The sequence below is a fragment of the Salinivibrio sp. VYel1 genome (assembly GCF_009377945.1).
Lineage (GTDB): Bacteria > Pseudomonadota > Gammaproteobacteria > Enterobacterales > Vibrionaceae > Salinivibrio > Salinivibrio siamensis.
On the sequence record NZ_RSAM01000017.1, the window covers coordinates 38,493 to 51,538 of the forward strand.

Genomic DNA, 13,046 nt, shown 5'->3' on the forward strand with positions numbered 1-13,046 from the left:
CATGAAAAAGCCGCCGGATAAACGGCGGCTGATTATATGTAGTGTCTTATTTAAGACAAACCAAGCTTTTTCTCGAGGTAGTGAATGTTAGCGCCCCCATGTTGGAAGTGCTCGTCATTCATAATATCGAGTTGTAGAGGAATATTGGTTTTAATCCCATCAATGACGGTTTCCGCGAGGGCATTACGCATGCGCGCAATGGCGACATCGCGGTTCTCACCGTAACAGATAAGCTTGCCGACCATGGAGTCATAGTGGGGCGGTACTTGATAGCCTGCGTACACATGTGACTCCCAACGCACGCCCATCCCACCTGGCGAGTGGAAGCGTTCAATCTTCCCTGGACTAGGGATAAACCGCTCTGGATCTTCAGCGTTGATCCGGCATTCAACCGCATGGCCACGAATTTGGATGTCGTCTTGGGTGAACGACAGAGGTTGACCTGCTGCAATACGCAGTTGCTCTTTGACCAAGTCAATCCCGGTCACCATTTCGGTAACGGGGTGCTCGACCTGAATGCGAGTGTTCATTTCAATAAAGTAGAACTCGCCGTTTTCATATAAGAACTCAAAGGTACCTGCGCCGCGATAGCCAATTTCAACGCATGCGCGGCAGCAACGTTCGCCAATGAATTTTCGCATCTCTGCGGTAATACCAGGGGCTGGCGCTTCCTCAACCACTTTTTGATGGCGACGCTGCATCGAGCAATCGCGCTCACCCAGGTGAATCGCCCCGCCTTGACCGTCGGCGAGCACCTGTACTTCAACATGGCGTGGATTTTCCAGGAATTTTTCCATGTAAACCATGTCGTTGCTGAACGCCGATTTGGCTTCAGCACGGGTCATCGCAATCGCATCAACCAATTCAGCTTCGGAGCGAACCACGCGCATTCCCCGGCCACCGCCGCCGCCTGATGCTTTGATGATTACCGGGTAGCCAATGCGCTTAGCAATGGTTTTGTTTTTTTCCTGATCGCTGCCCAATGGACCGTCTGAACCAGGCACACAGGGCACCCCTGCTTTTTTCATCGCTTCAATGGCCGACACCTTATCGCCCATCAAACGGATGGTGTCAGCTTTGGGGCCGACAAAGACAAACCCTGAACGCTCAACTTGTTCGGCGAAATCCGCGTTTTCGGATAAGAATCCGTAACCGGGGTGAATCGCCACCGCGCCGGTAATTTCAGCCGCGCTGATAATGCGGGGAATGTTGAGGTAACTTTGGTTGCTTGGCGCTGGGCCAATACACACGGTTTCATCGGCGAGCAACACGTGTTTAAGATCACGGTCTGCGGTAGAGTGCACCGCGACGGTTTTAATCCCCAGCTCTTTACACGCACGTAAAATGCGCAGTGCAATTTCACCGCGGTTAGCAATTACAATTTTATCTAACATGCGCCCTCGCTTATTCGATGATCACGAGTGGTTCGTCGAATTCAACGGGCTGACCGTCTTCACATAGAATCGCTTTGACCACACCGCTCTTGTCGGCTTGGATTTGGTTCATCATCTTCATCGCTTCGACAATGCACAGAGCATCGCCTTCATTCACCTGGCTGCCGACTTCAACAAATGCGGCAGACTCAGGGCTTGGAGCGCGATAGAAGGTACCGACCATTGGGGAAAGCACTTGGTGTCCCGTCGGTTGTGGTGCACTTGCAGGCTCAGCAGCCGGCGCTTCAGGGGCGGCTGGCGCGGGGGCCGGGGCCGCTGGTGCCGCGTATTGCGGGGCGGCCATTTGTACCGGTGCAGCAGGGGAAGAGCGGCTGATACGAACTGACTCTTCACCTTCGGCAATTTCTAGCTCGGAGATGCCAGACTCTTCAACAAGTTCGATCAGTTTCTTAATCTTACGGATATCCATGATAGGTCTCTTCTATATGTTTTGTTTTACTCAGCCGCAAACGCTAAATGACGCGCGGCCGCTGTTAAGGCGAATTCATAACCATCAGCGCCAAACCCGCTGAGCACCCCGACGGCTTTGTCTGATAAGTACGAGTGATGCCGGAAGGGCTCTCGGGCATAAACATTCGACAAATGCACTTCGATAAAGGGGATACTCACACCCAGTAAAGCGTCACGCAGGGCTACGGAGGTGTGGGTCAGCGCGGCTGGGTTGATGATGATAAAATCCACGGTCTCCATCTCTTGGTGGATTTTATCGATAAGGCTAGCTTCGCTATTGGATTGAAAGTGTTCAAGATTGAGCCCCAAGGTCGTGGCTTGTGCCTCGAGAGCCGCCATGATTTGGCCAAGCGTTTGGGCGCCGTAATGTTCGGGCTCACGCTGACCGAGCAAATTAAGGTTTGGGCCATTTAACACTAAAACTTGGTTTCTTGTAGACATCTTGACGCTTACTTCTCCTATTCGCTGTTATTGTGCAGCTTAACGCGGATTCCAGCCGATGGACATGTTATGACGGCGCATACCATGCAATTTTGTCCTTACTGACAGCAATTATAGAGACTTCAGCGCAAATCGCAGCAAAATACTGGTCTAATCAGCACAGTTTGTCTGTTAGCGATATCAAAAGGGTTGCTCGTCGGCGGTTTGATGCGGGATGACACCGCAAGTCCCTACTTTTTGTGTGATTGCGAGGGAGGGAAAGAGTTCAGTTTACCGTGTGCTGGGGATCAAAAAAGCCGCCCGAAGGCGGCAAAGGTTGCTAAGCAATCTTTCGTTAGGGTTAAACCACACTTTCTTTTTCTGCGATAAGCTTATCGACCACACTAGGATCGGCCAATGTGGAAGTATCGCCAAGACTACCGGTATCACCAGTGGCGATTTTGCGCAGAATGCGACGCATGATCTTGCCTGAACGGGTTTTAGGCAGTGCATCCGTCCAGTGGATGAAGTCGGGTGTCGCAATGGGGCCAATCTCTTTGCGCACCCACTCTTTGACTTCCTTGTGGAGTTCGGCGCTGGGCACTTCACCCGCATTGAGGGTGATATACGCATAGATCGCTTGGCCTTTGATATCGTGTGGCACACCAACAATCGCGGCTTCGGCAATCTTATCGAATGCGACGAGCGCCGACTCGATCTCTGCCGTTCCCATCCGGTGCCCCGAGATATTGAGGACATCATCGACACGGCCGGTTATCCAGTAATAGCCATCTTCATCGCGACGCGCCCCATCGCCGGTAAAGTACATCCCTTTAAAGGTGGAAAAGTAGGTTTGCTCAAAGCGGTCATGATCACCGAAGACGGTGCGCATTTGTCCTGGCCACGAGTCAAGCATGACCAGGTTACCCTCGGTGGCACCGTCGAGTATATTGCCCATGTTATCCACTAATGCAGGCTGTACGCCAAAGAAAGGACGGGTTGCCGAGCCTGGTTTCAACGCGGTGGCGCCCGGTAGCGGGGTAATCAAGATCCCACCGGTTTCTGTTTGCCACCAAGTGTCGACAATCGGACAGGCTTGGTTCCCTATGGTGCTGTGATACCACTCCCAAGCCTCTGGGTTGATGGGTTCACCCACCGAGCCCATGATCCGCAGTGAGTCGCGTTGGGTGCCCGCGACCGCTTCGTTGCCTTTTGCCATCAGTGCGCGAATCGCGGTGGGCGCGGTGTAAAGAATATTCACTTGGTGCTTATCGACCACTTCGCTCATGCGTGCCGTGCTTGGATAAGTGGGGACACCTTCAAATAAGATTGTTTTCGCACCATTGGCAAGCGGACCATAGACAAGGTAGCTGTGACCGGTGATCCAGCCGACATCTGCGGTACACCAGAACACGTCTCCCTCTTGATAGTCGAAGACATACTTAAAGGTCATCGCCGCGTACACCAGATAGCCACCGGTCGTGTGCAGTACCCCTTTTGGGGTGCCTGTGGAGCCTGATGTGTAAAGAATAAACAAAGGGTCTTCGGCTTTCATCTCTTCGGCGGGGCAGTCGTCTGACACCTTCGCGGCGGCCTCGTGCCACCACACATCACGATGACTGTGCCAGTCAATGTGTCCCCCGGTGCGTTGGTACACCACCACTTTTTCAATCGATTTCACTTTGGGGTTTGCTAGGGCATCATCGACGTTTTTCTTCAGGGGCACCGCACGGCCACCACGTATCCCTTCATCGGCTGTCACCACCACTTTGGCATTGGAGTCAATAATCCGACCGGCCAATGCTTCGGGAGAAAAGCCGCCAAATACCACGGTATGCACCGCACCGATACGGGCGCACGCCAGCATCGCGACGGCGGCTTCCATCACCATCGGCATATAAAGACACACCACATCGCCTTTTCTTACGCCGTTATCTTTTAGGACATTGGCAAATTGGCATACCTGCTGGTGGAGTTGGTGATAGGTGAGCGTGGCATCGTCTTTGGGGTCGTCGCCTTCCCAAATCAAGGCAACCTGATCGCCTCGCGCCTTGAGGTGACGATCGATACAGTTGGCTGCGACGTTGAGTGTGCCATCTTCAAACCAGCGGATATCCACGTGGCCGGTATCAAACGAGGTGTGTTTGACTTTGGTATAAGGCGTCATCCAATCCAGAATTTGCCCGTGCTCGCGCCAAAAGCCTTCTGGGTCGGCCACTGACTGCTGATAGAGTGCTTGATACTTGGCTTCATCCGCGTGTGCCTTTTGTGCTATTGAAGGCATGACGGGGTATACGTGACTATCGCTCATCCTGTTTCTCCTCGTGTCCGCGATGCTCCACGCGGCGCTTCCATGTCATGAGATGTCAGGCGTTACCGCTGCCTGGCAAACGAAAACCATGCAGTAAAGATGTGACATATCGGGACGTCCGACAATTAGACTTTAGGATGACCCCATTGATTTTTAAGCGATTTGCGCAGTTGTCAGGCCAGATAGTGGGGGCTAGATCCCACTTTGTCTTTGCGTTCGTGCGCAAGTCGCGGCTTCGATGCGTTATTTGGATTGCAGCATGGGCATCTCACCTTGGGTGAGGCGGACATAAATCAATGCGGCGGCGAGCGCATCATCCAATGCATCATGCCGGGCCGGCAAAGGGACATCGAGGTGACGACTAATGGCTTCCATGCTGATGTCGTGATAGGCATTAGGTAGCAGGCGATCGAGTTTGCGTTGATAAATATCACTGACTTCAATCAGAGGGTTGGGGAGAGGAAAGCCGAGAAAATGCCGCGCGTAGCGATCGAGAATACTTTTATCATAACGAATGTGATAGCCGACCAATGGATGATTACCAATAAAGTCGACCAGTGCGGTGATTGCTTGATCTGCAGTGACACCGTGAACCAGATCCTGGTGGCGCAGACGATGAATTCTGACCGAGCCGGCGCTCAAACTCTCTGGCGCGGCCAGTGTCAAGGTGAGAGCGTGACTGGTGAGGATCCGATTGCCTTTAATCGGAGTGGCCGCAATCGTAACCAGCTCTGCACGGCGCGGATCCAAGCTGGTCGTTTCACAGTCCAGTGAAATCAGCGTGCTTGAGTCGGGGGGCAAAAATAAGTCCCGATAGGGTGAGTGTCGTAGACGATGACGGTACCAATGCCGAGTCAGCCAATTCAAATTAATCCCTCACGTGATAATGGAAAGCGAGTGACTCTTTGAACTTTTTCACCACATGCAGCCCGTGGCGCAGTAAGTCGCGTTCGCTAGAAGGGAGTTGAGCTACGTCGAGGTAGTTGCTTTGTGGTTCGCCACTCAATTGTTGTCTTAAACGTAATCGGATAAATAGCTTCAAGGCTTCGGAGAGGTTTTCCGCCGTTTCTTCCGCCAGTGCCCCTAGGTTGGCAAGCTGCTCCAGCCGCTCAAAGGTGTTGGTGTGTGGTACACCTTTTTCCAAGCTCATGGTACGTACGCCATGGACGATGGGAAAAATCCCCCCTTTTTTGATATCCAGCCCTTCTTTGCTGCTTTTGAGGGAGCCAAATACGGTCAAAGGAACGCGAAAGGCGAGCGCAGGACGGACAAAGGTGTTGAGCGTCAACATATTGTCGGTCAAGCTGTCTTTGAGTGGTGCTTGGATCGCATCAATCAGACTAAGATCGCCAGCGATCGGCTGGCTGTCAGCAAGGATCGCCAAGTCCATGACACTTTGATGGTTGGCACTTTGTGCCAGATTACGCACGGTTTGTTGCCATTGCGTGGCGGTTTTTACCCACTTGGGATTACTGACCATCACGTGACCTGGACAGGGCGGGTAACCGAGTTGATACAGTGTATGTGAAAAGGTCTCCATCACTTGCTGGCAATCGGGCCAGTTGAGATCGTCGGCGAGAATCAAGGCGTTGTCTTGGTCGGTTTTGAGTACTTGCTCGCCGCGCCCTTCAGAGCCCATGACCACCAAGCAGCACTGACGTTGGTAAGCCTCGGGCACTAACAAGCGAAAGGCTTTTTCCATGATTTGCTCATTCACCGTGGCGATAAGCTGCATCACAAAGCGGGTATGAATGCCATTGTTAAATAAGGTGTGTACCAGCTTGCTCTGGCTGTTTGCGGCGATCACCAGTTCGTCGATGGTTTGTGCGCGGGCAATCTGTAAGTTAAGCACGTGAGAGTGAGTCGAAAAGAGGCTCAGTACCTGAGGAAGATCGAGCATCCCTGCGGTGTTTCCGTGTTCATTGACGACCCGGACACGTTTTACACGCTGGCGTGTCATCTTAATCATGGCGTGAAAGAGAAAGTCGCCGCGTTCCACACTGATCACCGGACGTGTGGCCACCTCGCCAACAGGCACGGATTGATCGTAGCCTTCGAGCACGAGCGCATGAAGCAAATTGGTGCGGGTGATAATACCGCAGTCGCCATTTTCATCATCGACCAAGGCGCAGTCGCAGCGCTCCGCTTTCATCTGGGCGGTAGCGGCATGCAGGGGCACGTCGGGGGAGACACACAAGGCAGGTTGAATATTGCTGTCATCAATTCTTGTCAGCATAAACTCGGCGAGATTTTGTTGCTGACGAGCTTGCACCATCAGTGCTTGTCGGCGCTGAAGGTTGGTATCAAAGTAGCCTCGAAACGCGTGATTATGATGATAAATGGCGAGGAACACCTCGGCGGGTAACAGGTGGCAGAGGGTATCTTCTAGCGCGCGGTATCGGTGTTTGGCGGTGCCATTAAGCAGTGCTGGCACGTCGAACAAGTCGTCGGTGGTGTAATGAGAAAACACTTCCTTGCCGTCTTCTGACACTTCTTCCACGCTGCCTTTGATAATGATAAAGAGCTGCTCGCCCGTATCACCGGGCTGGATCAGGGTGTCGCCACGGCGAAAGTAGGCGACGTCGAGTGCTTGGCGGCATTGTTTGACTTGTGATGCGGTTAGGCAGTCAAAGGGCGCATGAGAGGTGTCAAAAGGTTCAGGCATAGTCGCACTCCTCACTGTGATATTCACAGTGTGTCTCACCCTTTCCGATCTCGCTAGCCGACTTTAGTCTAGCCAGTCATGCACCTGGACTGGTCACCACCATGTATTTGTCGACAATCGTGGCGCGCGTGTCTTTTTTTCCTCGCACAGAGCTGCGACACTTAGCGGGTATCTATCTTAATGTGAAGTAATGAGATGACCTTAACCCAATGTTCCCCGTTTCGCTGGCTGTCAGAATACTTTGGCGGTTTCTTTTTTTCCTATGGTGTGTATCTCCCGTTTTGGGCGGTTTGGTTTGAGTATCTTGGTCTCAATTCAGGCGTGATCGGCACCTTGATTGGGCTTGGTTTTGCAACCCGTTGTGTGGCCAACTTAGTGTTCACACCGCGCGTACAACAGGTTGAAGCCTTGTTGCCGGCGCTGCGGGCCTTGACACTCATGGCGTTAGTGACGTGTGCCTTGCATCCTATGATGGGTGCCAATGTGTGGTGGCTGGCTTTGGTGACCGTGTTATTTAATTTAGCCATTGGTCCCTCCGTCCCCCTGTCAGATGCGCTCGCCAACTATTATGCGCGCCATAAAGTTATCGACTATGGTCGAACTCGCCTCTGGGGATCGATAGCCTTTATTGTTGGGTCGAGTTTGACCGGATGGCTGGTGACCGAGCAATCGGCGGCGATTATTCCCTGGATCGCGATTGGCGGCTTGTCTGCCTGTTTGCTACTGACGTTGCGTCGACCGACATTGATGCCACAAAGCGAGCACGATATGACCAATAGCAAAGTCTCGATGCGTCAGCTTTTCCGCGACCGTCAGGTGGTCGTGTTCTTGTTAATCGCCTCCCTGCTGCAAGGCAGCCACGCAGCGTACTACAGTTTTAGTGCGATCTACTGGAAGCAGGCTGGATATAGCGAGAGCATCGTGGGCTATTTGTGGAGCCTCGGGGTTGTCGCGGAAGTGGCAGTATTTGCCTTGGGGGCGCGGCTTTTTAATGGCTGGTCATCAAAAGCCTTGTTCCAATTGGCGGCTGTGGGTGTATTGCTGCGCTGGGGGATCACAGGGACGACGACCGCTGCGGTGCCTGTGATACTGGTGCAACTGCTTCATGGTATTACGTTTGCCGGCGCACACCTTGGCGCGATGCAGTACATTCAGCGCGAGTGTGGGGCGCGATTGGTGGCCACACAAGCGGCGTACAATGCGCTACCAATGGGCGCAGTGGTGGCGGCGCTGACCACGGCAAGTGGGTGGATTTATGCTGTATCGCCCTCTGGCACTTTTTATACCATGGCGCTGCTTGCGTTGCCTGTTTTCGTTTTACCCCTGCGTGAGCCGGCATTTTGGCGTGCCAAGCAAGCTAAGGTGGCATAAACAGGCCTAAGCTGTAATAAACCACGATTAGGCTTGCAGTAAAGTTAGCTAAGGTGCCCACAAAGCGAATACGAGACGATTGAGTGGGCGCCGATACCGTGTTACACCCAGCTCAAGGGTTCGGCAAAGGATTGCGTCAGGAAGGGAGCCATGACACAAGGCTGGGTAATTGTCTCTGTTTCACTGCTTTATATGGGCGCACTGTTCGCGATTGCTTGGTATGGTGATCGTCAACCGCGCTGGTTACGCTCATGGCGCCCGTGGATTTATAGCCTTTCTATCGCGGTGTATTGCACCTCTTGGACCTTTTTTGGCACGGTTGGCCAAGCGTCCAGCTCACCATGGTCATTCCTACCGATTTACCTTGCCCCTATCTTGGTGTTTACCCTTGGGTGGCGTTTTCTTGCCCGAATGATCTTGATCGCCAAGCGCGAGCACATTACCTCCATTGCCGACTTTATCGCGGCGCGATATGGCAAATCGCAGGGCTTAGCGGTGATGGTGACCTTGATTGCCGTGGTCGGTGTGCTGCCCTATATCGCGTTGCAACTGCGCGGTATTGCCATGGGGCTCGATGTTCTGTCGCCAGAGCTGGGGCAAAGCATTGGCTTGGCACAGCCCCAAATCGCCTGGCTCGTGTGTCTCTCCTTGGCTGCATTTACCGTGTTATTTGGTACGCGTCATATTGACAGTACGGAGCACCACCGAGGGATGATGATGGCGGTCGCTTTCGAGTCGATCGTCAAGCTGGTCGCGTTTCTCGGGGTGGGTATTTTTGTGGTATGGCTGCTATTCCAAGCGCCCAGCTTGCCCGTGAGTCTTGAGGACTCTGGCGTGATTGGTCGCCCGGATGTGGGCAGCTTAATCATTCACACCTTGCTCACAGGGGCGGCAATCATTTGCTTGCCGCGCCAGTTTCACACCATGGTGGTGGAAAACACGCGCGCGAGTGATTTGAATACGGCGCGTAAAGTCTTCCCGACCTACTTGTTACTGATGCTGATTTTTGTGCTACCGCTCGCCTATGCGGGGCAAGCGTTGTTACCTGGGGCACCTGCTGATACGTATGTGATTCGGCTGCCGCTATCGGTAGGGGCTGAGGGGATGGCGCTACTGGCTTTTATGGGGGGCGCATCGGCTGCCAGCGGGATGGTGATTGTTTCAACCATTGCGTTGGCGATCATGGTATCGAACGATCTGGTGATGCCACTGTTGTTGCGGCGAATGAAGCTGAAATCCCGTAACTTTGCGCAGTTCTCTGGGCTGTTACTTAATGTTCGCCGTGCGCTGATCTTTTTGATCTTAATTGCCGCGTGGGGCTTCTATCATCTGATCCTCACTGTGCCCACTTTATCGGAAATTGGCTTTCTCTCCTTTGCGGCCATTGCTCAGTTTGCCCCTGCGATGATTGGCGCCTTGTACTGGCGTCAAGGCAACAAAAAAGGCGTATATGCTGGCTTACTCGTGGGGTTTTCACTGTGGCTGGTGACCATGATGACCCAAACCGGCATGCTGGCAGGAGATGGCCAATCTAACCTATTGATTTGGCTTATCACCCCTCCCGACTTTTCACCGTTTACTCACCTCAATACCGTGGATTGGGGCCTGGCCTTCAGTGTGTTAATGAATGCTCTTGGCTTTGTGGTGATTTCTTTACTCACGCGACCATCACTGAGTGAGCGTTTACAGGCCGCCGCGTTTGTTGGCATGCCACTGCCGGAAAACGATGATGCGCGCTTGTATCAAAGCCGGGTGACAGTGGCGGAGCTGGAGATGCTCGCGGCTCGCTTCGTGGGTCGCCGGCGCATGCGCCAGGCGTTTAGCCAATTTGCAGAGCAGCGTGGTGAAGAGCTGATGCCCCAACAACAAGCCAGCGCACCGCTGATACGTCATACCGAGCGGGTGTTGGCAGGCGTGTTTGGTTCGTCGTCGGCACGCTTAGTCCTTTCATCGGCCCTTCAGGGGCGCAATATGCAGTTGGAAGAAATTGCCACCATTGTTGATGAGGCCTCTGAGCTGTTTGATTTCTCGCGGGGATTACTTCAAGGGGCTATCGAGCATATCAACCAAGGGATCTCTGTGGTGGACAAGCAACTGCGGCTGGTGGCATGGAATCAGCGCTACATTGATATGTTTCAATTTCCACCTGGGCTTATTCAGGTCGGGAGACCGGTCGCGGACTTAATCCGATTCAATGCTCAGCGCGGACTTTGTGGGCCGGGTGATCCGGAAGAGCATGTCAGCAAGCGAGTGCTGCACTTAACACGACGAAAACCGCATACCTCTTCGCGAGTGCATCCAGACGGACGAGTGATTGAGCTGCAGGGCAACCCGATGCCGGGCGGTGGTTTTGTTATGACATTTACCGATATCACCGCGTTTCGGGATGCGGAAGCGGCGCTCAAGCAGTCTAATGAAACCCTTGAAGCGCGGGTGACTGAGCGAACGCGTGAATTAGAGCGGCTAAATAGCCGATTGATTGATGCGACCCGCAAGGCTGAATCCGCCTCACAGTCGAAGAGTCGCTTTTTGGCCGCGGTCAGTCACGATTTGATGCAGCCACTTAATGCTGCACGTTTGTTTGCTTCGTCACTCAGTGAGATGGCGGCAAACCGAGATACTGAAGCCGTTGCTCAGCACATAGAAAGCGCACTAGAAAGTGCGGAAGTGTTGATTGGTGATTTGCTCGATATCTCACGCCTGGAGTCGGGCAAAATGAAAGCACGTATCGAGACCTTTGCATTAAGCGAGGTGTTTCATGCGCTAGAGGCGGAGTTTGGCGTACTGGCTCGCCGCCAGGGGTTGGACTTTCGCGTTGTGACCAGCCAGGTGTTTGTTCAGTCTGATAAGAACTTGCTGCGCCGGGTGCTGCAAAACTTTTTGACCAATGCCTTTCGCTACAACCCTGAGGGCCGAGTGTTGTTAGGTGTGCGACGGGCAGGGCGCGACTACCGCATTGAGGTGTGGGACGATGGCGACGGGATCCCTGTCGATCGTCAGCAAGATATCTTTCAAGAGTTCACACGCATTGATCACGAAGGTGCGGAGCAGGGGTTGGGCTTAGGGTTGGCGATCGCGAAGGGCATTAGCCAAATCCTCTCTCAGCCTCTGGCGTTGAAATCCTGGCCGGGTCGAGGCACGGTGTTCTCGATGACAGTGAATGCGAGTCAAGCGGAAAAGATCGAGCCAAGTCCTGTGGCGCCTGCCACTTCATCGGCGCGAGAGCTCGAAGGTTGCCGTGTCTTATGTGTGGACAATGAGCAAGACATCTTGGATGGGATGGCGCAGCTTTTATCACGGTGGGGATGCGACGTTCGCTGCGCCCCTGACGTGAGTGGTGCGATCAAGACGATCGGCGAGCAATGGCAGCCTGAGTTTGTCCTGAGTGACTATCACTTAACGAACCAGCAAACGGGGTTGCAAGTGCTACAACAATGCCAACTAAAAGTAGGGTGCTGCTTTCAGGGGGTGATCATCAGTGCTGACCGCAGCGCCGAGACACAACAGACCGTGACTGGACTAGGCTTTATGTATCTCTCTAAACCGGTAAAGCCGCTTAAGTTGCGTGCATTATTACAACAGCGAGGAAAACAATGACCCCTTTTACCCTACCGCGCCTAGAGACAGATGTGGGTATTGTTAAAGTGGCAGGGCACTTTAACCCTGTTGATGGGCATATCGAGGTTGATGAATTGGCACACCTAGACGGTGATGGGTGGGCGGATGTGAGTCATTGGCTGACAGAGCAAGCGTATGAAAACAAAATCGCCACCATCGTAGCGGCGATCCGAACATCGTTGATGTCAATTGACGCGTGAATGGCAACCGTCTCACATTATGACGCATCCTGCGCCTGTTGGTGCTCGGTATAAAACGTTTTATGTTCGATAAAGGTCACTGGCGTTTCGGCATAATAGTGGCTTCCTTTCATACTCACGGCCAGGCGGATTTGCGTCTCTTCGCTGCGTGGTGCTGGCAGAGAGACCGTCCAGGTCATGCCTTGTTCATCGCGGATTTGCATGGTTTGCGGTGCGATGTTTGTCAGGCCGATTTGTGCGCCTTCCAGGGGCAGCTCGCTGACCAACCGCAGCGTTAGCCGATTGTTTTCGACGCCTTGCGATTCCAGTTTGAGTTTCATATCGCCATTTTCGAGCTGACAAAACCCACTGGTATAACGGCAATTAGAACGGACCGCCAGCGGATAGCTTTGCCCTGGCTGAGCGGCTTTGGGCGTCTCAGACACACTGGCATCGACGGCAAAATAGGCGATCACCGCTAACACTGGCGCAACCAGCATCGCAATAACCACATGTTTATTGGTGAGTAAACGCGTGACCGTTGACATCATGCCTCTCCTTGGCTGGTCGTAACCAAC

Annotated in this window: 10 protein-coding genes; 3 read left to right on the forward strand and 7 right to left on the reverse strand. The window is 53.3% G+C overall.

Features of this window, described 5'->3' with window-relative positions; translation table 11 throughout:
• Nucleotides 1-50: 50 nt before the first annotated feature.
• From accC to EHW58_RS14365, 6 genes are all read right to left on the reverse strand, one after another.
• Nucleotides 51-1,394 (reverse strand): acetyl-CoA carboxylase biotin carboxylase subunit, encoded by a 1,344-nt coding sequence (gene accC, locus EHW58_RS14340; RefSeq protein ID WP_046074529.1) that lies wholly within the window; start codon nt 1,392-1,394, stop codon nt 51-53.
• A gap of 10 nt (nt 1,395-1,404) precedes the next feature.
• Nucleotides 1,405-1,863: an acetyl-CoA carboxylase biotin carboxyl carrier protein gene (accB, locus tag EHW58_RS14345; RefSeq protein ID WP_046074530.1), complete on the reverse strand. Its 459-nt coding sequence runs from the start codon at nt 1,861-1,863 to the stop codon at nt 1,405-1,407.
• A 26-nt stretch (nt 1,864-1,889) separates the two neighbouring features.
• A complete protein-coding gene (gene aroQ, locus EHW58_RS14350; protein ID WP_077666938.1) occupies nt 1,890-2,345 on the reverse strand; it encodes a type II 3-dehydroquinate dehydratase in 456 nt (151 codons plus the stop codon).
• Between the two features lie 340 nt (nt 2,346-2,685).
• Nucleotides 2,686-4,635 (reverse strand): acetate--CoA ligase, encoded by a 1,950-nt coding sequence (gene acs / locus EHW58_RS14355; RefSeq protein WP_077607351.1) that lies wholly within the window; start codon nt 4,633-4,635, stop codon nt 2,686-2,688.
• A gap of 243 nt (nt 4,636-4,878) precedes the next feature.
• The gene (locus EHW58_RS14360) at nt 4,879-5,502 is read right to left on the reverse strand and encodes a 3'-5' exonuclease (RefSeq protein ID WP_152797126.1); all 624 of its coding nucleotides are present in this window, start codon (nt 5,500-5,502) and stop codon (nt 4,879-4,881) included.
• A gap of 1 nt (nt 5,503) precedes the next feature.
• Entirely contained in the window at nt 5,504-7,300 is a 1,797-nt protein-coding gene (locus EHW58_RS14365; protein WP_077639292.1) for a DUF294 nucleotidyltransferase-like domain-containing protein, read from the reverse strand.
• A 195-nt stretch (nt 7,301-7,495) separates the two neighbouring features.
• Between EHW58_RS14365 and EHW58_RS14370 the strand changes: the two genes are divergently transcribed.
• The 3 genes from EHW58_RS14370 to EHW58_RS14380 all read left to right on the forward strand — a co-directional run bounded on the left by EHW58_RS14370 (nt 7,496) and on the right by EHW58_RS14380 (nt 12,489).
• On the forward strand, nt 7,496-8,671 hold the full coding sequence (locus EHW58_RS14370; RefSeq protein ID WP_046074535.1) for a 3-phenylpropionate MFS transporter: 1,176 nt from the start codon (nt 7,496-7,498) through the stop codon (nt 8,669-8,671).
• Nucleotides 8,672-8,821: 150 nt separating this feature from the next.
• Nucleotides 8,822-12,268, forward strand: a complete 3,447-nt coding sequence (locus EHW58_RS14375) for a hybrid sensor histidine kinase/response regulator (RefSeq protein WP_152797128.1) — start codon at nt 8,822-8,824, stop codon at nt 12,266-12,268.
• Nucleotides 12,265-12,489 (forward strand): hypothetical protein, encoded by a 225-nt coding sequence (locus EHW58_RS14380; protein WP_077579409.1) that lies wholly within the window; start codon nt 12,265-12,267, stop codon nt 12,487-12,489. Before EHW58_RS14375 ends, EHW58_RS14380 begins: the two co-directional genes overlap by 4 nt.
• Nucleotides 12,490-12,506: 17 nt before the next feature.
• Here EHW58_RS14380 and EHW58_RS14385 read toward each other — a convergent pair whose 3' ends face one another.
• A complete protein-coding gene (locus EHW58_RS14385) occupies nt 12,507-13,019 on the reverse strand; it encodes a hypothetical protein (protein WP_046074538.1) in 513 nt (170 codons plus the stop codon).
• Between the last annotated feature and the right edge of the window lie 27 nt (nt 13,020-13,046).

Coding starts and splice junctions, on each gene's coding strand:
- aroQ (WP_077666938.1), bottom strand. CDS start 2,345: ATGTCTACAAGAAACCAAGTTTTAGTGTTAAATGGCCCAAACCTTAAT.
- EHW58_RS14365 (WP_077639292.1), bottom strand. CDS start 7,300: ATGCCTGAACCTTTTGACACCTCTCATGCGCCCTTTGACTGCCTAACC.
- EHW58_RS14375 (WP_152797128.1), top strand. CDS start 8,822: ATGACACAAGGCTGGGTAATTGTCTCTGTTTCACTGCTTTATATGGGC.
- accC (WP_046074529.1), bottom strand. CDS start 1,394: ATGTTAGATAAAATTGTAATTGCTAACCGCGGTGAAATTGCACTGCGC.
- EHW58_RS14380 (WP_077579409.1), top strand. CDS start 12,265: ATGACCCCTTTTACCCTACCGCGCCTAGAGACAGATGTGGGTATTGTT.
- EHW58_RS14385 (WP_046074538.1), bottom strand. CDS start 13,019: ATGATGTCAACGGTCACGCGTTTACTCACCAATAAACATGTGGTTATT.
- accB (WP_046074530.1), bottom strand. CDS start 1,863: ATGGATATCCGTAAGATTAAGAAACTGATCGAACTTGTTGAAGAGTCT.
- EHW58_RS14370 (WP_046074535.1), top strand. CDS start 7,496: ATGACCTTAACCCAATGTTCCCCGTTTCGCTGGCTGTCAGAATACTTT.
- acs (WP_077607351.1), bottom strand. CDS start 4,635: ATGAGCGATAGTCACGTATACCCCGTCATGCCTTCAATAGCACAAAAG.